Raw genomic sequence first — 21,549 nt, forward strand, 5'->3', positions numbered from 1 at the left:
GTCTACTCCTGTTCCGTTCGGGTGATGGCGTCGCGGGTGGTCCGGAGGTCGGTGATGACGGGTCCGCTCCGGCCGTCGCAGGCCGTGTCGTCGGCGTAACGGGTGGCGAGCAGGCCGCGGCAGAAGTGGCTGTTCCCCTCCATCGAGATGCGCACCGAGCGCGCGAAGCGCAGGCGCATCGGCACCTGTTCGGCCGGCAACGGGCGGCCCTCCTCGTCGACGACGACGAGGCTGTTGGGGCACACGCTGAGCCCCAACTCCATCCGCCGTCGTAGCAGCGCCGACTTGCGGTGGCCGCGCGGGAGGTCCCGCAGGGCGAGGCGGTCGACCTCGGACACGAGCACGCGTCCGGCGGTGAGCTCGGCCGCGACGCAGCGCTCCATCGCGGCGGTGTGTGCTTTGCGCCGGAACGTGAGTCGGAGCTCGTCGAGGCTCTCGAGTGCCTCCACCCCGAACGTGCTCTTGTAGCCCGCGTGCGCGTCGAGTCCGGTGTTGATCTTGTCGCTGTCGTGATGATCGTCGAGCAACACGCGGACCTGACCGATCCCGTCGATGTCCTCGAGCGCATCGAGGGCGTCCGAACCCATGAGGTAGGCGAAGTTCGGCGAGCAGAACGAGGTGGGAAGTCGCAGATGGACCGTCACCCCGGCGTCCTCGAGGAGGATCGACCGGACGAAGGCGAGATCGGTGATCGGCTCGTCGAGTTCGGGATCGAGGACCGTGTCCAGCGCAGCGAGTACGTCGCGCTCGAGGCGGCTCGCCCGGTCGACGCCGAGTGCCGGCCGATCGTCCAGGGCGGTCATGCGTTCACCACGTCCTTCGCCCCGGCCGCCACCTCGGCATCCGGATCGGCTGCGCTGGTCGGCAACCGCAGCTCCTCGGGCACCTCGATGTGCGGGTACAGCGCGGCCGCGTTCAGGCCGAGGATCTTCTTCTTCTGCTCGATCGTGATCGGTGCGTACTCGGTCATGTCCTCGGGGATCTGGAAGTCGACGAACTTCTCGACCAGCCACTGCGGTGTCCACAGCGCGTAGTCGCTGGCGAAGAGGATCTTGTCCTCGCCGATCCAGTACAGGAGCTCGCCGATGATCTGCGCGAAGTATCGCGGCCGCGTGTGGATGAACGGGATCGCCACGGCCAGACCGCCGAACACGTTGGACTCCTGGGTTGCGATCCAGCAGAAATCCTCGAGCCGGGGCAGGCCGACGTGCTCGATGACGAAGTTCAGGTCGAGGTAGTCGGTGGCCACCTTGTCGACATCGGCGACGTCGAAGGCGTCACGGTCCAGCGGCCGGATGGTGGGGCCCTTGTGGATGTGGACGTTCTTGATGCCGAGTTTGATGCACTCCTCGAGATAGCGCCGCGACCAGGCGTCGTCGAGCTTGTATCCGCGTGAGTCGCCGAACCATTCGGCCGTGTAGAGCTTGACGCCCCTGAGGTTCATCGTCTCGGCGTCGCGCCGCAGCTGCTCGAGACCGGCCTCGCCGTGGCGGGGATCGTAGGCGTGGTTGTAGGTCAGCAGGCCGGGATTGTCCTCGCACAGCTTGAGCGAGTCGTCGACCTGGGCGAAACCGTTGACGTAGAAGTCCTTCAGGATGGTGGCCTGGAAGATGGCGTGGTCGGCCGGCCCCTCCTCGAAGAGGTCTCGCATCAGGCGGTCCGGGCCGTAATAGGTGTACGTGTCGTAGTCCCACACCTTGTCCTCGGGGCTGAGGTTGCGGTGATAGTCGTAGAAGCAATCGATGAACTGCTTGCCGTGGATGTTCTTCTGATTGGACTCGCGTCCGTCCCAGAGGTGGACGTGGGCGTCGACGATGAAATACTTGTCGCCGTTCTTCTCGTACATCGTGTGCTCCTGACGATCGTGGGCTGTGGTCTCGGCGGGCGGGGCCGGGTTGTCTCGGATGTGATGGGCGGGGAGGTGTTCTCGGTGGTGGGAGGGGTGGTGCGGGGTTGGTGTACGTCGTGGCCGCCGGGAACGGGCCGCCGGCGGCCACGACGCATGCCTGGTGGGCTCGGGTTCGAGCGTCAGCCCTGGGCAGTGAGGTCGAACCCGATGTACTCGGCGGCGTCCTCCGGACTGGCGAACAGGAAGGTCCGGTCGTCGAGGTGCACCATCCGTCCGTAGTGGGTGGAGCTGATCTCCTCGAAGATCGATCCGTCGAAGTCCTGGCCGAGTGCGTCGGTCAGCTCGTCGTAGTCGAACTCGAGCCGGTTGACCCCGTCCACGCGGATCATGGACGGGTATTCGGTCAGTTCGACCCCGTCTTTCGCTCCCATGACGTCGGCGACGACCCGGCCGATCGGGGTGTTCATCAGGGTCACGCCGCACATGTTGGAGAACTCGGTCTCCGCGCCGAATTGCATGGTCACTTGCTCAACTCCTCGGGGATGGCGACATCGATGGATGTCAGCAGGTCGGTGAACTTGGCGGTTGCCGCGTCCAGGCTGGTGGCGAACGTGATCGACTTGTCCGCCGGCTGCGACCAGATCGGTTGCAACGCACGGGCTGCGTCGAGACACCGGGGGACCCACACGGCGAGCCACTGGCCGAACAGCTCCTTGTTCTCGTCGCCGAACTGCTCGTCGCGCGTGAGGATTCGGAAGAGGCTGCGTGTGTAGGCCAGGTCGCGGTCGTAGTCGTGCTCACCGGTGCCGACGATGGTCGGGGTGATGTAGTCGCCGTTGCGCGCGGCGACCTGCATGACCAGCTCCGAGCGGAAGAGCGATCCGACGAGCTGCTCGAAGACGATGTTGGTGGCGAACAGCAGCTCGCACCAGTCACCGACCGCCGTCAACCGTTCGACCACCTCGCGGGTCGGCTGCCACTCCGGTGCTGCCTGCCACACCTCTTTGTGTGCCTCGCCGTCGAATTCCTCCTCGGCTTCGGACAGGTCGAGGTTGAACAGCGCGAGATCCTGGGCGAAGCGCATCTTGTGCGCGGCGTTCACGGCCACGGCGGTGTTGATCATGTTGGTCGGGCCCGACCGCTGGATGGAGGTGAACACGTGGAGTGCCAGCCCGTTCTCGGCGTGCATCCAGGCTCCGAGATTTCGCTCGATGAACTTGAGCCACGGCGAATTCCACGAATCGTACGCGCGTGCCCGCTTGGCGTTCTGCAGGCACAGGTCGACCTGGTGGACGACCGCTGAGTTGTTCCGGTAGATCGTCTGGTCCCACTCCTCGTTCGGGTCGAGGAAGGCGTGCCAGTTGCTCGACTTCGCCGTCGTCCACTCCTGCGGGTAGCCGCCGGGACCGTTGCCGAAGCCGTAGATCCAGCCCTGACTCAGGTGCCGTTCGGGATCGGGCTGTACGTCGACGGTGACGTCCTCGTACATCGTCGCGCGCTTCTTGGCCGGCTGATAGTAGCTGTACTTGCGGCTCTTGGAACTCGGGAAATCCTTGGCGCCGGCTTCGGCGTCGGTGAACTCGATGGACGGGAAACTGCGTTCTCGCTGGTTGGATCTGGGGGCTGTGGGTGCGGACATACTGCGCGCTCCTCCTCGTTCGGCGGCTGTCAGGGGTTCGGCGGCTTGGGGTGTCGAGCTGGCTAGTCGAATGCCGGGCTGGTGAAACTGTCGTAGAAGATCTGGTCACGGGGCACCGAATGTTGTTCGGCGAGAGCCAACGCCGCGTCGACCATGGGCGGGGGTCCGCAGAAGTACACCTCCGTTCGGGACAGATCGGATTCGCATCCGTTGACGATGTCGGTGACGTTGCCCTCGGCCACGGCGACGCCTGCGGGTGCGTCGGCGGCGGACTCGGACAAGCATGCGGTGAAGCTGAAGTCGGCGATCTTCTCGCCGAGAGAGGCGATCTCGTCGAGGCAGAAGAGATCGGCCGCGGTGCGGGCACCGTAGTAGAAGCGCACCGGGCGGACGATCTCCGACTCGCTGATGTGCCGGAGGAGGGACAGCAGCGGTGCCATTCCGGCGCCGCCGCCGATGCAGACGATCGGGAGCACGTGCCCGTTGCGGAGGGTGCATGACCCGTACGGGCCGTTGACCATGATCTCGGTGCCCGGTTCGAGTCCGTTCTCGAGCATGCCGGCGAACACTCCGCCCGGGTACTTCTTGATCAGGAACTCGAGTTTGTCGGGGGTCGACTGGGTGGTGGCGATCGAGAAGGACCGCTTCTCCTCGGTACCGGGGATCGAGAGGTCCACGTACTGACCGGGTTTGAACTCGAAGGTGGCCGGCTCGACCACGTCGAGTCGCAGGGACACGATGTCCTTGGTCATCGGCTCGACCGCGGTGACCCGCGTGCGTACGTCCTGGATCGGTGCGCCGCCGAGCAATTCGTCCTCGTCGAAGTTCAGCAGTTCGATGTCGCAGTCGCTGTAGGCGTACGTGCGGCAGAGCAGGACATACCCTTCGGCCTCCTCGGCGTCGTTGCAGGCGAAGGTCGAGTAGTCATCCATCTGGACGTCGCCGTCGAGCATGTAGGACTTGCACGCCGAGCACCGGCCCTCCCGGCACCCGTGCATGAGGTGGATGCCCTGCCGGAATGCGGCGTCGAGGATGGTCTCGTCCTCGCCGACCTCCATCTCGATGTCGACGGGGGCGAAGTTGATGCGATGTGTGTCGGCCACTGTTTCTCCAGTTCGGACTTCGGGTGCCGGGACCCTTCGTGACGCTCCGCTGCGCTCCGCTCCTCAGGGAGCAGGGGTGACGCTTGGCTCCTCAGGGAGCAGGGGGATGGCTTGCGGGACATCACCCGCTCCCTGAGGAGCGCTCGGAGCTCGCGCTGAGTGCGTTTCCTTCTGCTCCCTGAGGAGCGCTCGGAGTTCGCGCTGAGTGCGTTTCCTTCTGCTCCCTGAGGAGCGCTCGGAGTTCGCGCTGAGTGCGTTTCCTTTTGCTCCCTGAGGAGCGCTCGGAGCTTGCGGAGAGCGCGTCACGAAGGGTCGACGCGACTCAGGCCGGTACGGCCCCGTTGGTGTTGGCGCGGTACGCCGCGATGTGGGCGTTCCGTTCCTCGTCGGACATCTCGTTGAGCAGCACGTTCGGGCTGTTGAAGACGTTGCCGCGGACATCGTCGAGCGTCCACATCTTCTTCGGGTCCAGGTCGAGGTGCGGCTGCGGGATCAGCGTCTTGCCGTCATCTCGGACGTAACCCAGATCCTGGATGATGTCGGCGAGATCCTTACCGTGGTGCAGGGTCTCCCATTCGCGGAAACCGGTGAGGCGACCCATGTTCGGGGTCTCTCGACCCTCGTACTCGCCCCGGAAGGCCACGGCATCGGTCCAGTAGCAGGTCTCCGAGCAGTAGGTACGCCACTGGTCGTCGACCTTCTCGGTGACCATGTCCTCGCGGATGATGGCGGGCACCATGCAGGTCCAGCACCGGTGCGGGTACTCGTAGCCGACCTCTTCGAACGCGATCGGCTTGTTACGGCCCGGGTAGGCGAGCCGGTTGTAGTTCTCCCACCACTTGCCGAACTTGTTGTACCAGCCGGGGTACTTCTCCTCGAACCACTCGAAGTCCTTGTCGGTCATGGCGTCGATGCGCCAGTAGTTGACCGGCCAGCCGGTGGCGAAGAACCGCGCGACCTCATGGACGTAGTGCTTGTCGACGATCCGCTTCCACGCCTCTTCGACGAGGTCGTGCGGGATGGTCAGCCCGTACTTCTCCAGCGGCAGAAGGTAACTGCGGTAGTAGTCGTCGTAGATCCAGCGACGCCACATCTCGGCGTAGCTCTCGCGGTCCTTGCGACGGTCTTTCGTGCCGTACTCGATGAAGGTGCCGATCGCGGCGTCGACGACGCAGTGGTTGTTCCACCATGCGTACCGCAGATCACGTTCCAGTAGTGGGCGATTGCGCTCGTCGGCGAGAGCCATGAGCAGAATCGAGTAGCCGTTGGAGATGTGCCGCGACTCGTCGGACTGGACGGAGTGGAACACGGTGGGCAGCAGGTAGTCGCCGTTGGCGGCGGCCTCGTCGGGCATCGCGACGAAAAGTGTGTTGGTGAAGGCGGTTTCGGCGACCACGGTGAGGTAGATGTTGGCCGCGGTGATGGCGTCACCGGTGATGAACCCCTCGCCGAACTGGCGGCCGATGGTGCCGGCGTAGTTGTTGGCGAACGCCTTCTCGGTGATGTCGAAGCCGGCCGGGTCGATGTAGTTGTTCATGTACAGCTTCTTGAGGTTCATCTGGATCGTCGAGTGACGAACCTCGTCGATCATCTGCACGGCCAGGCCGTTGTGGATCTCCGGGTTGGGCACGGCGTCGATGGCCATCGGCATCGCGCGGGCCGCGGAGATCTCGGGGAACGGGATGATCGACAGGAACAGCTTCTGCCATTCCAGCCAGCGTTCCTGCACCTGGCGGAACATGTTGCCGCGGATGGCGCCGTCCATGGCGCCGTATACGCGGTTGTCTTTTTCCTCCTCCATCGGGAAGTACGACCGCATGATCTGCTTCAGCGGATCCTTCTTGGGGGCCTTCTCGAATGTGTAGTCGGTACCGAACCGGGTGGCCGGGGTGGCGAAGGTGGGCTCCCAGGACAACTCGGTGATCTTCGCATGGGCTTTTGTCAAGCTCTGCCTGCTCAAAGTGCGCCTCCTCGGTGGAGAGCCGGCGGATTGCCGGCCCGCATGGACTGGAGCGACTTCGATACAACCCTGTGACGTGGATTACAAACGTCTCACTGTGAGACGACGACAGAGAACCCGCCCGGTGCGGTGCGCACGGGGCGGGTTCGGAGGTGGTGAGGGACCGCTACAGCTCGCGATCCGCGGCGGCGAACGACCCGGACGGAAGCAGCGGATCGTTCAGACGCTGGGCGTACTGGTCGAAGTAGATCCGCGCGATCAGCTCGCGCCGGCTGCGGACGCCGGCCTTGTCGAAGATCGATTTCAGGTGGTCCTGCACGGTGTAGGCGGAAACGTGCAGGGCGGTGGCGATGTCCTTGGTGGCCACACTCTGCAGCACCATCTGGGTGACGTCGCGTTCACGGGCCGTGAGCCCGAAAGCCTCGACGACCAGCGGGATGATCTCGGGCGGGCGGGCCTCCTCGATGGTCACCACGACCTCGCCGACCCGGCCGTCGGCCGACGACAGCGGCGACGCGTGGATGACGAGCCACATGCCCGACGCCCCGCGCACCCGGAGGCGCGGCGGGACGGAGGACTCACCCGAGCCGTAACGGCGTGCGGCTCCGATCAGGCCGTAGATCGGGTTCATCACCGCCGCGCCGTTCGGACCGGACGCGAGGTCGGCGATGCGCTCCTGGCTGCCGGCGCTCATCTGCACGATCTCGTTGCTGCGGTCGATGATCAGCACCGCCGGGCCGTGGCCGGTCGGCGGTGGCGGACTCGGCGCGTCGACGGCGGCCGAGGCGGCGGCACTCGTCCCGCCGGCGACCACACTGCTCAGCAACCCCACGCGGACGCCGTAGGCGAGAGTGCGCGACAGCGAACCCAGGAAGTCGATCTCGTCGGCGTCGAAGGGCCGGCATCCGGCCCCGCTGCGGAACATCGCGATCCCGGCCCACGCCCGGTCCCCGTCACGCAGCACCAAGCGGGCCTCGTCGTGGAAGCAGTATTCGGGAATCATCAACTGCGACATCCGATTAGACCGTTCGGTGGCGCCCCGGTTGAGGAGGTTGAGTCCGACCGCATCGCGTTTGGCGGCCACCATCTCGCGGTATGCCGTCGGCTCGACCTGCCCGTATTCGAGGAGACCCCAGTCCGGGTCCCGGTGATCCTCGCCGAGCAGTGATCCGTACTTGCGGGCGCTGGTGAGCAGGACGGTGTTGGGATCGAAGGTGCCGATGCAGACCGCGTCGACGGGCACCGCGCGGCTCAGGGAGGCGACGGTCTCGGCGAAGAAGTCGTCGAGACCGAGGCCGGCGTGGGCCACGACCTCGATGTCGCGGCGCACACGCTCGGCGGTCAGACTCGATGTCATTCGACAATTGTGGGCATGAGCTGCACGGATGTCTATCCCACAATAGTGGGGTCCCCCGGACGGAGGACACCGGCCGGATCGTGGCGTCGTCGGATGGTCTCCAGGCGCGTCCGCTGGTCGGTCGACCACAGCGCGTCGCGTTCGGTTGCCGTCCGCCCGGAGAAGTTGAGCAGCGCTCCACAGGAGTGGGCGGCCACCGCGTCGGTGACGGCCGCGAGATGCTCACCGACCTGTTCGCCCAGCGGGCCGGCGGGTACGCCGATGGCGAGGACGGAGAACGCGCCATCGCGTCCCACGACGGCGTTGGGTACGCGCTGCGGCGACCGCAACCGGCCACCCAGGAGACGGACCTCGACGATGGCCAGCGGGCTCGCGACCTGCGGCCCGGCTACCGCGAGCAGCGCGTCCACAGCAGACGCCGGGAAGTCGGCGAGTACGCAGCCGCGTTCGGCACTCGGCATCGGCCCGGGCGGGTCCATGTGTACCGCGTCGAGCGCAGCGGTCGGGAGGACGTCGATGTTCTCCAGGAGGATCGGACCCGCCGACCGCATCGGTGCGAGCAACGCGGCGGCGGTGGCCGGGTCCCCGGTGTGGGTGTAGCGGACGTGCACGGCGAGCTGACCCTGTAGGGGCGGGGGCAGGTTGGGGTCCGGCGGGAGGCGGAGGATCGCCACCGAGGTCCCGGCCTCCTCGGGCAGGGAGGGCGCCCATTCGCGCCAGGCGTGCAGGACGTCGGCGGCCGCCGAGCCGGCGAAGAAGATCCCGCCGCCGTAGACCGTGGGCAGATCGAAGAGCTCGAACTCGAGTGCGGTGACGAGGCCGAAGCCGTCCCGTCCGCCGAGCAGTGCCCAGAACAGGTCCGAACCCGCGGATGCGTCCACCATACGGACGAGACCATCGGCGGTGACGAGTTCGATCGACCGGACATGATCGGCGGCATAACCGAACTGACGACCCAACGGACTCAGCCCGCCGCCGAGTGTGTACCCGACGACACCCACCGACGACGACGAGCCGACGAGCCCGGTGAGGCCGTGCGGAGCGGTCGCGGCGACCACATCGCGCCACCGCGCACCGGCTTCGACGCGCGCGGTCCTGGTCACCGGATCGACACTCACCCCCGCCATCCGGGACGTGGTGACGACGACCGTGCCGCGCCCCTCGATCGGCGATCCGTGCCCGGTCGCCCGCGCACCGACCCGCATCCCGTTCGAGCGCGCATATCGCACGGCGGCGGCGACGTCGGCAGCGTTCGTCGCCCCGACGACCACGTCAGCGGCGGGTATCGCCGCGAGGTTGAAGCCGGTCAGTTCGGCGGTGTAGCCCTCGTCGGCCGGGGTCAGAACGGGACCGCTGACCGCGGAGAGCAGGGCGTCGAAGTCGGTGAAGTCGATGGGTTCGGAGGTGATGGACACGATGCTTCCTTCGTAATGATCTGGGGATGAACGGGTTCGAGCGTCGGTGCTGCTGTGGTGGGCCGCCGGACTCGGCAGCTCCATGGGACTCAGAGTGGCCGACGCCCTTTTGTTCCCGCCATCCCTCGAACGCGGGAAATGCTCGTGCCAGAGTTCTGGGTTCGTGTGCGTCCCAGAAGTCTGGGGGGCGTCAGTCGACCCGACCCCCGCTGGTTGAGCCGGCACCGAGCGGAGCCGCCGGGCCGAGCAAGCGACGAAGGAGCGCGTCGAGGTCGAGGCGCCGAGTCGAAGCCACTTGGTGACCCGACGCCGCTGCACAACCCCTGCGGACCCAGCCCCACACGCCCGGCGGGTTGCGGATGCGCCCCGGGAGAGCGAGTTCGCGGGATCTTCAGTCCACTTCAGACTCGCAACTTTTCACCCAGAATCCGTAACAGATGTGACTGAAGTTCACCTCTGTCAACGATTCACGCACAATCAACGCGAATCGACGCACAGTCGACGAAAAACGCTGCACAGTCGACAGTTTCGAGATTTCTGAGCCTGTGGAAACTCCTCGTAGTCGAACGAATGTTCCGTTACCTTGGAGTCATGCCAGAGCTCACCACGCTCCTCGATCAACTCATCGAGACCACCCCACCCACCGACGACCCGACGGGCAGAGCAACATTCGACTCCCTCGACACGTGGCGCCTGATCCGCAATCTTGCCGATCATCAGATCGTCGCGCACGCAGCGCAACTCGACGAACTCGGTGTCGCACAGAAGGCCGGGAGCACCACCAAGAAACTGCTGATCGAGTCAGGCCACGCACCGGCCGCCGCGCACCGCACCATGCGAAGCGTCGATGCGTTGCCGGGGTTGCCTGCGCTGTCTCGTCATGCCGCTGACGGGCGGCTGTCCGGCGAGGTCGTCGATGCCATCGTCCGCGGCATGAGCGAGATCGAAAAACGGTGTGGTGAAGCTCTTTCCGAGGGAGAACGCTCCCGGTATGAGATCGAACTCATCGCCCAAGCACTATCCGGTGCTACGCCGACCGAAGTGCTCAAGCATGCTCACGCCATCAGCAACGCCCTCGCCGACGCCTCTGACGCCGGAACCCCAGCGTCGGACGATGCACGCTTGAACTCGGTGAACGCGCACACCACCGACGACGGCCGCGTCGAGGTGCGTGCCGACCTCACCCAGGTCGTGGGTGAGAAGTTCCTGGCCATGATCGACGAACGGTCCTGCCCACGGCCCGAACCCGACGGCGCCGAGGACCGTCGCACCGCCGAGCAACGCCGCGCCGACGCCTTCGAACTGATCCTCGACCAAGCCGCGATCGGCGCGAGCATCGACACCGTCGGAAGCCCACGCACCCAGTTGATGCTGACGATCCCCGCGACCGGAGACCTCGCGACACTGCCGTGGACCGGGACGGTCAGCCACGCCACCGCCAAACAAGCGTCGTGCGACGGATCGTTCACCGAGATCATCCTCGACCGTGAGGGCGTGCCGCTGCAGATGGGCCACACCCACCGCTTGTATCCGGCACACCTCCGCAGAGCAATCATCGTCCGCGACACCTGCTGCATCAAATGTGGTGCGCCACCGTCCCATACGCAGGTGCATCACATCAAGTCGTGGGCCGACGGCGGACCCACCGACCTCGACAACGGGTGTCTGCTCTGCCAGCGCTGCCACACCCAGGTCCACCACCACGGCTGGGACATCGTCATCGGTTACGACCGCCACCCCTGGCTCGTCCCACCCGCCAGTATTGATCCGCAACGCCGACCACTACCCGCCTACAACAGACGCACCATGCGACTCGACGACGCCGCCTGACCGGCCCTCCGTCACACTTTCGCGTAGCACCTTCTGCACCCGGACCGTACCCGGGACCGCGTCCGTCCCTTGACAACTCCACAGTGCTGCCCCTCCGTACTCCGTTACCGCAGCGGATCACCGTCGCGGGAACGGGGTGTCGGACGAACACGCAACGCCCCCGTTCGGCAGCAATCGGGCCCTCGAGCCACACTCCGCGGAACTTTCGGGGCGTGCCCTGGCTGAGTCCGTCGTCGACCACCGATGAGGGAGCACTGCGACGGGCCGGGGCGCGGTTGAACCGCTCGACCGCGACGGTCGAGCAGCGGGCGCCCGCCACCATGGATGGGGTGAGACCGGTACGACAGATCAGCCAGTGCCCCCGCCGATCGCCTACATCTACACCCTCGCGTTCATCGGTGGGGATCTCGGAGTGCAACGGACTGGAGTGCACCGGACAGGAGTGGTCGACGACGGCATGGTCGTCGGCGGCGTTGTGAGGTAGCGGTCTCTGCGTAATGCCGTTACCGGGTCGGTGCTTTCGCGATCTCACCGGGCAGAGCAACTGGGTACTGCTCGGCGTTGCCTGATGACGAACGCGCCGTAGGTCAGTCCACCAACGCTCGGTACGTCGCCGCCTCGAAGTCGCGGTACCCGTCGATCGATGCGGGGTCGACGAAGGGGAAGATCTGGGTGGCCCAGAAGCCGCCGATCCGGGTGTGGGGATCGATCCAGTAGTAGAGGTTGGCCAGCCCGGCCCACGACTGCGAGCCCGCCTTGCGGCCGGTGGGGGTGTCGGTGTCGTTCACCATGAACGGATACGACCAGGATTTCGGTGTCCCCGGATCGAATTCGACATCGTGGCTCAGCGGCGGGATCACACCGGGCAGCCGTCGCACCGCGAGATCGCCGATCTGGTTGCGCAACGCCGTGGTGACGGTCTCCGGGCGCAGGATCTGTTGACCGCGGTCGGAGCGGCCTTCGCGCAACCACATTCGCAGGAAGGTCAGATAGTCGGGGACGGTGGACCAGAGGCCCTGCCCGCCCATGTCGATCTCGGGATCGGCAGGCTGTTCCCAGCGGTGGTTGGGGACGAGCTCACCCCGCTTGCGCATGTGCAGGACCGCTCGCCGACGCCGGGCGCCGTCGGACAGCGCAAATCCGGTGTCGGACATGCCGAGTGGGTCGAGGACCCGCTCGTCCACCACCTCGCGGAGACGGCGTCCGGTGACGGCCTCGATGACCTGGCCGGCCCAGTCCACCCCGGAGCCGTACTCCCACTTCGTGCCGGGATCGAACAGCAGCGGGGTTCGCAACGAGGCCCTCGTGGCCGTGGCGACGGCGGGCACACCGTGGTCCGCGGTCAGTCGACGGTAGGTCTCGTTGAAGAAGTCGTAACCGAAACCGGCGGTATGCGTGAGCAATTGGTGAGTCGTGACATCGGAGGCGGGTGGCCGCAGGCGCGGCCGCCCGTCGTCGTCGAAGCCCTCGATCACCTGCAGCTCGCCGAGCGCCGGGACGTAAGTGCGGGCCGGTGCGTGCAGGTCCAAGGCGCCCTCCTCGACGAGCTGCAACGCGACCGTCGCGGTCACCGCCTTCGTCGCCGAGAACAGAGCGAAGACGGAGTCGACGGTCATCGGCTGCTCGTCGTCGAGCGCACGCACCCCCGCGGCACCGAGGAAGACCGTCTCCTCGTCGGTCGTGACGCCCGCGACCACCCCCGGCACCCGCGGCGCGCCCTCGGTCCGGGCGGTCAGGATCGGGGTCACCTCCTTGGCGAGGCGTTCGGCACGGACTGGTCCCGCAGAGGTCATGGAATGGTCTCTCCTCATCGAAGTGGAACGTGACCGGCCCCGACGAACGTCCGGAGTCGTTCGATGGCGAGGGTGAGGTCGTCGGTGGATGCGGCGTAGGACAGACGGACGTTCCGGTCCGCGCCCGCGACCCCGAAGTCGTGGCCCGGGGTCAGGGCGACATGGGCTTCGGCGAGCGCCCGGTCGCAGAACTCGGCCGACGTCAGGCCCGTGGAGCCGACGTCGAGGTAGACGTAGAACGCGCCGTCGGGGATGACCGGCACGTCGAGTCCGATGTCCGCGAGCCCGTCCACGACGAGTTGCCGGCGTCGCGCGAACTCACGACGGTTCTGTTCGGCCACCGCCAGGGAATCCGGCGTGAAGCAGGCCAGCGCCGCGTATTGCGACGGCGTGGGCGGGCACACGTAGAAGTTCTGCGCCAGCCGCTCCAGCACCCCCACGAGTTCCGCGGGCACGATGCACCATCCCAGCCGCCAACCCGTCATCCCGAAGTACTTGGAGAAGCTGTTGATCACCACCGTCTCCGCGACGCCCGGCGAGTCGGCGGCCAGGATGCTGCGCGGCGGCCGACCGTCCGGTCCGGGGTCGGACAGCCCGAGGTAGATCTCGTCGACGATCGACCAGCCGTCCCGGGCCGCCGCGAGCTCGCACATGGTCACGAGTTCCTCATACGGCATCGAGGTGCCGGTCGGGTTCGACGGGGTCGCCACGATGACGCCGCGGGTCGCGTCCGTCCACGCGTCGTCGACTTCGGCGGCGGTGAGCTGGAACCGGTTGGCGGGGCTGGTCGGCAGTAGCCGGACCTGTGCGCCGAAGGCGTGCGCGAACTGGCGGTTGCACGGATAGGACGGGTCGCCGATGAGGACCTCGTCGCCCGGGTCGATCAACGCCGCGCAGGCCATCAGGAGGGCCGCCGACGCGCCGGCGGTGACCGCCACCCGCGCGGGATCCACCGACGCCCCGAAATGGTGGCCGTAGAAGTCTGCGATCGCCTCGCGCAACTCCGGGAGGCCGAGGGCACCGGTGTAGGCGAGGGGACGGCCGGTCGCCTCGCGGGCGGCGGCGAGGACCGCCGGCGGTGCCCCGAAATCGGGTTCGCCGATGTTCAGCTTGACGACGGAATGACCAGCCGCCTCGAGTTCGGCGGCGCGCTTCGCGAACTCCATCGCCTGGAACGGGGCGATCCCTTCGGCACGTCGGGAGATCCTCATGGGTGACATTGTGCGCGTCGGGATATCTGGCACCCGACCCCACCTCTCCGGCGGCGACGCGCACCGGCAGGCAGGATGTGGGGGTGCCCATTCCCGAATTCATCCGCGATCTGCGTGCCCAGGTCGGTACCCGCGAACTCTGGTTGTCCGGCGTCAGCGTCGTCGTCTGCGACGACGCCGGGCGGGTGCTCCTCACGCGCCGCGTCGACAACGGACAGTGGGCCGTCGTGTCCGGCGTCCTCGAACCGGGAGAGGAGCCGGCGCGGGCGGCCCTGCGCGAGGTCCGCGAAGAAACCGATGTCACCGCCGAGATCATCAGACTGACCAGCATCGACGTCACGCCGCTGATCACCTACCCGAACGGCGACCGGACCCGCTATCTCGACGTCTGCTTCCTCGCGCGCCACGTCGACGGCGATCCCCGGGCCGCCGACGACGAGAACTCCGACGTCGCGTGGTTCGCGCCCGACGCATTGCCGTCCGACCTGACCGACACGTCGGCACTGCGGATCGAGAAGGCGCTGGCCGGCAACGCCGAGGCGTGGTTCCGACGGTAGGGGTTCCAGCGGTAGGGGCTCCCTCAGGGAAGTCCCTGAAGTTCGCCCCAGAAGTGCCGCCGAGCATCGCTTTCCGGCTTCGGCGGGCGCAGACTGGGCTCATGAGCACATCGACGAACAACACCACCGGCATGACCTTCTGGAAGGTCCTGGGCGTCATCGCGGTCGCGCTGATCGCACTGGCCGTCCTCGGCCCGCTGCTCGAGGGACTCTTCTGGATCGCCGTCGTCGCACTCGCCCTCTACGGCGGCTACATGCTGTTCCGTTCGAACAAGAAGAACACGCCCCCGACCACCTACTGACCGGGCGTCACCCGCCGAACAGCAGCCAGAGCCCGAGGAACGTGTAGAAGACCATCAGCACCATCATGGTGAGCTGCCCGGTCAGCTGATGCCGGCGGGGCAGGAGACGCAACGATGCGTCGTGCGCCGCGGCCACCCCCAACAGGTGGCCGCCGAGTACGAACGCCACCTTCAGGGTCACCGTGACCGTCGGGTGGTCACTCATCAGGTACACCGGATGAGCATCGCTGAGCCACAACACATTCCAGCCGCGTCCCAGCGGATCGCCGAGCGCGAGCACGGCCTCTTGTCCCTGTTCGACGAGTGACTGCAGGTAGTGGGCGAGGATGTAACCGATCACGATCGGGACCAGCGAGTGCGCCATGAGACCGGGGAGGCGGCGCCGGAGGTCGGGTTGCACACCGCCGACCGCGCGGGCCGCCGTCCAGAAGGTCACCGCGACGACGCCGATGAACACCAGCAGTCCGGCGGTCGAGTACACGGTCGCGACCACACGGCTGTCATTGGAGCCGTCGGCGACGAGGTCTTGCCAGAACGCGATCGCCGAGAAGCTGTCGAAAGCGGTGGAGCCGAGCAGGATCGCGAGAACGGTGACGGTACCCGGGAGCACCGGGAGCGTGGGCAGCGAGTTCATCGGACTGCGGAGGATCACCCGGCCGGCGCTGTTGCGCGCGAACGGGGACAGGCGTGACGCCACGGTGCTGTACACCGCGAACGGGTCGGCGTCCGCGGTCCACCGCAACCCGAAGACCACGCCACCGACGAGGGTGACGACCAGGTAGCAGAGCAGCCAAATCCGCACCGAAGACACCGAACTCGGGTCGGGCGACGCCAATTCGAGCCAGACGAAGGCGAACAGGCCCAACGCCGCGGGCCACCAGCCCAGCCGGCGCGGATACTCCCGCAGGCCGACGACCCGCGGGCCGCCGAGACCTCGGGCGGCCCGCAACAGGGTGCGGACCGGGGACAGCAGTCGCCACACCGGTCCGAGGAGCACCGACAGCACGGTCATGCCGACCCAGAGCAGCACATAGAACGCACCCGGTAGGGGGTTCTCGTCGTCGTCGGGGCCGACGGCGGCCACGATCAGCCATGCGGTGAGAACCACTGCGGCGCCGCTGATCACGCCGCGCACCCAACGGTTGTCGACGGTCGCCGTCACCCATCTCGGGAGCTCTCGGCCGGCGTCCGGCCGACCGAATCGTGGTGTACGCCAAGCGAACGCGATGACCGCGAACGAGATGGTCAGCGCCCAGGCGCCGCCGATCAACACCGCGGTCAGCGGGACGGGTAGGTACTCCGAACCACCCAGTCCGTGGGCGAGCAGAACGTCAGTCGACCTCGCGGGCGGGGTCATCGGCCTCGTTTCGGGTTGGGGGAGCGGTGGGATCGGGGTCGCCGCCTGCAGCGTCGGCGGCCGTGCGGCCGGCCTCGCCCGGGCGGCCTGCGACGTCCTCCTCGTCGTCCTCGTCCCCGCGTCGACGGTCGATGATCGCGATCGCGACGATGACGCCCACCACCAGGAATGCGGGGATCACGGCCGGCAGTGCCAGTACCAGCGGGTGCGTCGCCAGGTGGTGGACGCCGGGGTCGGATGCGAGAGCGATCACGGCTGCGGCTGGAGTTCAGGCTCCCGCGCGCCCGACGTCGCCTCCCGGGCGTTCACCCGGCCGGCTCCCCACGACAGCGCCGCGATGAGCAACAGCGAACACACGAGCACCACCAGGGATGCCGCGCCGAACAGCCACGACGGGTAGTCGAAGGTGCGCTCGCGCTGCAGGATCGATATCTCCGCGACGAACGGTTTCGTCGACGTCAGCTGAGCCGGCTCGCCCTCCGCGCCGATCGCCGGGTCGGCCGGCAGATACACCGGCACGCCCGCCATCGTGGTGCCGTCCTGTACGCGCAGGATGGTCTTCCATGATCCCGACACCGGCATCGGTTCGGTGGACCGGAAGTGGTTGGGGCCGACGCGCTCCAGCCGGTCGATGACGATGCCGCGGTCATTGTCGATCCCGCCCTGCCACGACATCAGCGTGACCCACTCGGGGTCGTCGCTGAGCGCGTCGGCCGGGTCGAGGAAGACCTCGGCCGTCACGTTCTCGTCGGCAGCCTCGTTCGGCCCGGCCGGGGTGAGGACGACGCGCGCGGTGGTCTCCGCGGGTACGGAGACGCGCAGGCCGTTGGCGACGGCACCGCCGATCACCAGCACGGACAGCACGACCGCGGTGACGCTGATCCAGCGACTGGGGAGACGCTCGCCGACACTGACGATGCCGAGCAGTCCGCCGCACACGCCGGCGACGACGCCCACCGGGATCGCCATCGCCAGCGCCTCACCCCACATTCCGGTGACCCACGGGAACGGGTAGGCCGCGGCGATCCACCAGGACTCGATCCACAGCCCGAGCGTCGCCACGCCCAGACCGGCCACCGCACCGAACAGCACGCGGCGTCTGACGAGCGGGGTCAGCGCGAGGAGTTCGATCACCACCGCGGCGCCCAGGTAGAGCGGGAAGACGTTGATCGGTGCGCCCAACGCCGGGCCGACGACGACGGCGACCACCCCGCGCAACGCGAGCGCGAACACCGCCGCGACCAGCGCGGCGCCCGGTCCGAGGCTGATCCGGGCGGCGACGAGAGCGAAGGCCCCGGCCCCGGCGATCATCATCGGCTGCAGCACGAGCCGGAACTGCTCGACGCCGAAGTCGTACTCGATCTGGAACACCGACATGCCGATCACCAGCCCGCCGAAGGCCAGGCAGCGCACGAGCCACTGGCTCCGGCCGTCGTCCGGGGCGTCGGGCCCCATGGCGGCCCGGCCCTCACGGTCGAGGATCACGACGGCGATGAGCGACAGGCCCGCGCCGCCGATGAGCATCAGGTGGGTCGGGCCCCAGAGGGTGACGTCCTGGCCGAAGATGCGATGCCAGACGTCATCCAGCGGGAAGCCGAGCAGTGCGTAGAAACCGCATCCCGCCAACAGGATTCCGCCGACCGGTGCATACCAGTGGCGAGTGATCCGGACTGCCGAGCGACCCGGTTTGTCGAACGGCAGGAACACCGACAGCATGCCCGAGATGAAGAGTAGGAACAGGCCCACGAGGATGAAATAGTGCGCGGGGTTCGCGAGCGGCCCCTCGTCGCGGCCGTCGCCGATGTGCAGGCTCACATCCCACAGGAAGCCGAACAGGGCGCAGATGATCGTGCTGGTGAACAAGAAGATCGGCAGGGCCGCCCACGGCGGCCGGTTCACGCGGCGCGCGGCCCATTCGGACAGCGTGGTCAGCCACGTGATCTTGCGCGTGCGATGCAGATAACCGATCCAGAGCAGGCCGACCGACACGACGGCGGCCACCGCCGACATCAGGAAGACCTGGTCGAGTGCCGCTCCACCACCTTCGGCGGCGAGATGGAGGCGCGTGACATCGCTTGTTGACATGGTCGAAGTATGCACAACCGCACCCGGGTCCCGGAAGTGCATTGGGCAAAACGGCGATCACGCGCGGTGAACGGCCCGCTCAGCTCATCCGACGGGGACGCACGACGACGTCGTGCAGATCTCCTCCGGCAGCTCGATCCCCGAGAGGCCGGGGATGTCGGGCAGGCCCGGGATGCTCGGCAATCCGGGCGCCGCCGGGGCCTCCGATTCCGGGGCCGGTGGCGTTGCCGCCCCGCCCGGCACGGTCACCCGCAGCGGCGCGGCGACCGTCGGGGTCGTCCCTGTCACCGGCGGGTTGGTGCCCCAGAACTCTTCGGCTGCTCCGGTGCCCGGTGGCAGCGTGATCGTGGTGCATCCCCAGTAGATGTCGTACGTGCCGTCCGGGATCGTCGTCGTCCCACTGGGTGTCGGCGGCGTGCCCTGAGAGATCCGCAGCGGCAACGACTTCGACGAGCCGGGGGAGATGAGCGCACCGAGCTCTTCCGGCGTCTGATATCCGAAGACGACATTGGTCGGGGCTCCGCCGGCCGGGACGCCGACGATCTCGCAGCCGATGCGCTTCGCGGCGTTGTTCGTCACCGTCAGGGTGACGGTATTGCCGGACACCGAGGGTGTCGCGGTCACATCGCTCGGCGCGGCGGTGGCGACGGGCGCGAGGGCGGCTCCGAACGCCGCTGCGGCGCACACCGCCAGGCCGACGGTGGCCGTCCGGACTCGGTTGCTCATACGGGTGTCCTTCCACATGGGTGTTCTGTTCCGACCAGGACAAACAAGTCGCACGGTCGTCGGGAAATAACGGCAGTTCGCATTCCGTTCGATTCTCGTCAACGATTGTCACATCGTTCTTCACCCGGCTGGTATTCACATGACCGAATCGACAGAAATCTCCGGTCAATGCTCGACTCGGCCATTCTTACAGATATGGGTAATGCCCGCAGAATGAGGGTGGAAAAGACATTCGGCGTCGGATTCGCCGGTGCGAGAGGCCGGGCGGCCGTCGTGGCGCCACCGAACACCCGGTGGCCTGCGCGCCGGCTCGGTAATCTACTCGGGACGCAGGACGTCCGAACAGCAGGGCGACCGAACAGACCGGGGACGCCATGCCGACGGTGATCGCGACCATCAGTCTCAAGGGCGGGGTCGGGAAAACCACGCTCATGGGAGGCCTCGCCGACTTCCTCGCCGGCGTCTTCGGCAAGAAGGTGCTGCTCGTCGACCTGGACGCCCAGACCAACCTGACGACGATGATGATCGGGCAGGAACACTGGCTGACGTGCAACGCCCGGCGGCACACCGTCGCGACACTCTTCACCGACCTGCTCGACGGTACGGAATCGTTCGACCTCGAGGGCAGCGTGCAGCGCGATGTCTCGACCGTGGCCGGGCTCACCGGGATCGACCTGCTGCCGTCGTCCCTGGACCTCATCGAACTGGCCGAGGAGCTCAGTGCTCACCGGGTTGCTGCGGACGACCATCTGGCGGCCGTGGAGGTACTGACGAACGCGTTGGCCCCGATCGCCGGGCAATACGACTACATCCTCGTCGACTGCCCGCCCAACGTCGGACCGTTCAGCCTCAACGGGCTGGCGATGGCCGCCGCATATCTGATCCCGACCATCCCGGATGTCCTGTCCACATATGCGATTCCGCACATCCAGCGTCAGGTCGCCGATTTCGGCACCGAATTGGGGCGGGAAATCGTCGAATTGGGGGTCGTGATCACCAAGTATCGGGCGGCGTCGACCCTCCATCAGGACACGGTGCGACGACTGAGACGGGACACCTCGATCCAGAACGTCCTGCCGACCTACCTGCACGAGGGCAACGCGATCGGTGCCGCCGCCGACTTCGCAACCTGGCCGAGCCTGCATGCAAAGTACGGCTACCACGGCCACTACGAACAGTTCCGCGATCTGACCCGCGCCGTGATGGTCGAGGCCGACGCCAAACTCGCACGGGCCGAACTCGCTCGGGCCGAACTCTCCGGGGCGGTTCCGAGTTCCCGTGGCCCATTCGATCGACCGACGCCGAACCGCAGCTCAGGCGTCTAAGTTCATCTCAGCCGCTGACCGGTGGCGCCTCGTTCGACTCCTCAGGAGCTCCATCATGCGCAAAGTGCACATCACCTCGGTTCTCGGCGCCGCAGCACTGGCCGTCGCCCTCACGGCGTGCGGTTCCGATGACTCGGCGTCGGGTGGTACCGACGCGGAGGCCACCGTGACCGTCGACGGTCAGGAACTGGAACTGGCGGACAAGACGGTCGGGTGCACCGACGCCGCGGGCAAGGTGACCATCGGGATCGGATCGGGTGGAGGCTCGGGTATCGGCGTCGTCCTGACGTCGGGTGACTCGCCCGAGGTGGAATCCGTGGGTCTGGGCTCGCTCGATGGCGTGGTGCTGGCCTATCAGAAGGGTGCCGGCGGCGGCAGCGGCGAGGTCACCAAGGACGGGGACACCTACACGGTCACCGGTGACGCATCCGGGATCGATCCCGCCAATCCGACCGAGCCGGTGACCAAGTCCTACGAGATCAAGGTGACCTGCCCCTGATCCCGGTTCCGCCGCTTGGTCTCGGTCCGGTGACCGGTCCGGTCTCGATGTGTACACATTTTCCTCGGACACTGTTTGACGCTCTGTCGGTCTGGGTACGTTCCGATTCGTAGCGATTCGAGAGGTCTTCGCGATCTCTAACGATTTGCACAACGGATCAACGACGACCCTTAGGAGCAGACATGTGGGCCATCCTCGTATGGATTGTGATCGGCGGGCTCGCCGGCTGGATCGCCAGCAAGATCATGGGAACCGACGCACAGCAAGGAATCATTCTCAACATCGTTGTCGGCGTCGTTGGCGGCTTGTTGGGCGGCTGGTTGTTGCAGGCGTTGTTTGACGTGGAAGGTGGCGGCATCTTTCTTACGTTCGTGACCTGTCTCGTCGGCGCATGCATCCTGCTGTTCCTCGTGAAGCTGGTGACCGGCCGCGGTCGTACCCGCGTCTGAGGTCTGCCGGACCGGTCCTCGTCTCCGCCCCGGCTCGACGTTCGCATCGAACGTCGGGCCGGGGCGGAGTCGCGTCGGGGCCGTGTCGGGTG

20 protein-coding genes are annotated in these 21,549 nt (G+C 67.0%); 6 read left to right on the top strand and 14 right to left on the bottom strand.

The window, feature by feature from the left end; genetic code table 11:
* Window positions 1-2 precede the first annotated feature (2 nt).
* The 8 genes from KB201_RS03915 to KB201_RS03950 all read right to left on the bottom strand — a co-directional run bounded on the left by KB201_RS03915 (window position 3) and on the right by KB201_RS03950 (window position 9,323).
* Window positions 3-803 carry an iron-sulfur cluster assembly protein gene (locus KB201_RS03915; RefSeq protein ID WP_078113342.1) on the bottom strand — a complete coding sequence of 267 codons (801 nt, stop codon included), beginning with the start codon at window positions 801-803 and terminating at the stop codon, window positions 3-5.
* Entirely contained in the window at window positions 800-1,846 is a 1,047-nt protein-coding gene (locus tag KB201_RS03920) for an amidohydrolase family protein (RefSeq protein WP_211538406.1), read from the bottom strand. Before KB201_RS03920 ends, KB201_RS03915 begins: the two co-directional genes overlap by 4 nt.
* A 182-nt stretch (window positions 1,847-2,028) precedes the next feature.
* Window positions 2,029-2,367: a propane 2-monooxygenase effector subunit MimD gene (gene mimD, locus KB201_RS03925; RefSeq protein WP_176455943.1), complete on the bottom strand. Its 339-nt coding sequence runs from the start codon at window positions 2,365-2,367 to the stop codon at window positions 2,029-2,031.
* Between the two features lie 2 nt (window positions 2,368-2,369).
* Window positions 2,370-3,488 (bottom strand): aromatic/alkene monooxygenase hydroxylase subunit beta, encoded by a 1,119-nt coding sequence (locus KB201_RS03930; RefSeq protein WP_078113345.1) that lies wholly within the window; start codon window positions 3,486-3,488, stop codon window positions 2,370-2,372.
* Window positions 3,489-3,550: 62 nt separating this feature from the next.
* Entirely contained in the window at window positions 3,551-4,591 is a 1,041-nt protein-coding gene (locus KB201_RS03935; RefSeq protein ID WP_211538407.1) for a 2Fe-2S iron-sulfur cluster-binding protein, read from the bottom strand.
* A gap of 322 nt (window positions 4,592-4,913) precedes the next feature.
* Window positions 4,914-6,551 (bottom strand): aromatic/alkene/methane monooxygenase hydroxylase/oxygenase subunit alpha, encoded by a 1,638-nt coding sequence (locus KB201_RS03940; protein ID WP_211538409.1) that lies wholly within the window; start codon window positions 6,549-6,551, stop codon window positions 4,914-4,916.
* 166 nt (window positions 6,552-6,717) lie between these two features.
* Window positions 6,718-7,908, bottom strand: coding sequence for a helix-turn-helix transcriptional regulator (locus KB201_RS03945; protein WP_211538410.1), 1,191 nt, complete (start codon window positions 7,906-7,908; stop codon window positions 6,718-6,720).
* A 32-nt stretch (window positions 7,909-7,940) separates the two neighbouring features.
* A complete protein-coding gene (locus tag KB201_RS03950; protein ID WP_211538411.1) occupies window positions 7,941-9,323 on the bottom strand; it encodes an FAD-binding oxidoreductase in 1,383 nt (460 codons plus the stop codon).
* A 570-nt stretch (window positions 9,324-9,893) separates the two neighbouring features.
* Here KB201_RS03950 and KB201_RS03955 point away from each other — a divergent pair.
* On the top strand, window positions 9,894-11,153 hold the full coding sequence (locus KB201_RS03955) for an HNH endonuclease signature motif containing protein (protein WP_211538413.1): 1,260 nt from the start codon (window positions 9,894-9,896) through the stop codon (window positions 11,151-11,153).
* Between the two features lie 587 nt (window positions 11,154-11,740).
* Here KB201_RS03955 and KB201_RS03960 read toward each other — a convergent pair.
* Entirely contained in the window at window positions 11,741-12,946 is a 1,206-nt protein-coding gene (locus tag KB201_RS03960; RefSeq protein ID WP_211538415.1) for a serine hydrolase, read from the bottom strand.
* Window positions 12,947-12,960: 14 nt separating this feature from the next.
* Complete coding sequence (locus KB201_RS03965; protein WP_211538416.1) at window positions 12,961-14,157, bottom strand: pyridoxal phosphate-dependent aminotransferase; 1,197 nt, start codon at window positions 14,155-14,157, stop codon at window positions 12,961-12,963.
* A gap of 83 nt (window positions 14,158-14,240) precedes the next feature.
* Here KB201_RS03965 and KB201_RS03970 point away from each other — a divergent pair, with 83 nt between their 5' ends.
* Both KB201_RS03970 and KB201_RS03975 read left to right on the top strand, forming a co-directional pair.
* Window positions 14,241-14,714, top strand: coding sequence for an NUDIX domain-containing protein (locus tag KB201_RS03970; protein ID WP_211538417.1), 474 nt, complete (start codon window positions 14,241-14,243; stop codon window positions 14,712-14,714).
* Window positions 14,715-14,815: 101 nt separating this feature from the next.
* Window positions 14,816-15,016 carry a hypothetical protein gene (locus tag KB201_RS03975; RefSeq protein ID WP_211538419.1) on the top strand — a complete coding sequence of 67 codons (201 nt, stop codon included), beginning with the start codon at window positions 14,816-14,818 and terminating at the stop codon, window positions 15,014-15,016.
* A gap of 7 nt (window positions 15,017-15,023) precedes the next feature.
* Here KB201_RS03975 and KB201_RS03980 read toward each other — a convergent pair whose 3' ends face one another.
* From KB201_RS03980 to KB201_RS03995, 4 genes are all read right to left on the bottom strand, one after another.
* On the bottom strand, window positions 15,024-16,373 hold the full coding sequence (locus KB201_RS03980) for a hypothetical protein (RefSeq protein WP_211538420.1): 1,350 nt from the start codon (window positions 16,371-16,373) through the stop codon (window positions 15,024-15,026).
* Window positions 16,348-16,626 carry a hypothetical protein gene (locus tag KB201_RS03985; protein WP_211538421.1) on the bottom strand — a complete coding sequence of 93 codons (279 nt, stop codon included), beginning with the start codon at window positions 16,624-16,626 and terminating at the stop codon, window positions 16,348-16,350. The genes KB201_RS03980 and KB201_RS03985 overlap by 26 nt, the downstream gene beginning before the upstream one ends.
* On the bottom strand, window positions 16,623-18,458 hold the full coding sequence (locus KB201_RS03990; protein ID WP_211538422.1) for a hypothetical protein: 1,836 nt from the start codon (window positions 18,456-18,458) through the stop codon (window positions 16,623-16,625). Before KB201_RS03990 ends, KB201_RS03985 begins: the two co-directional genes overlap by 4 nt.
* An 84-nt stretch (window positions 18,459-18,542) precedes the next feature.
* Complete coding sequence (locus KB201_RS03995) at window positions 18,543-19,184, bottom strand: hypothetical protein (protein ID WP_211538423.1); 642 nt, start codon at window positions 19,182-19,184, stop codon at window positions 18,543-18,545.
* Between the two features lie 374 nt (window positions 19,185-19,558).
* Between KB201_RS03995 and KB201_RS04000 the strand changes: the two genes are divergently transcribed.
* The 3 genes from KB201_RS04000 (at window position 19,559) to KB201_RS04010 (ending at window position 21,457) form a co-directional block, all read left to right on the top strand.
* Window positions 19,559-20,509 carry a ParA family protein gene (locus KB201_RS04000; RefSeq protein ID WP_211538424.1) on the top strand — a complete coding sequence of 317 codons (951 nt, stop codon included), beginning with the start codon at window positions 19,559-19,561 and terminating at the stop codon, window positions 20,507-20,509.
* Between the two features lie 55 nt (window positions 20,510-20,564).
* Window positions 20,565-21,008, top strand: coding sequence for a lipoprotein LpqH (locus KB201_RS04005; protein WP_058251911.1), 444 nt, complete (start codon window positions 20,565-20,567; stop codon window positions 21,006-21,008).
* 182 nt (window positions 21,009-21,190) lie between these two features.
* The gene (locus tag KB201_RS04010) at window positions 21,191-21,457 is read left to right on the top strand and encodes a GlsB/YeaQ/YmgE family stress response membrane protein (protein WP_211538425.1); all 267 of its coding nucleotides are present in this window, start codon (window positions 21,191-21,193) and stop codon (window positions 21,455-21,457) included.
* Window positions 21,458-21,549: the final 92 nt, after the last annotated feature.

The organism is Gordonia sp. SCSIO 19800 (genome assembly GCF_018132775.1).
Lineage (GTDB): Bacteria > Actinomycetota > Actinomycetes > Mycobacteriales > Mycobacteriaceae > Gordonia > Gordonia hongkongensis.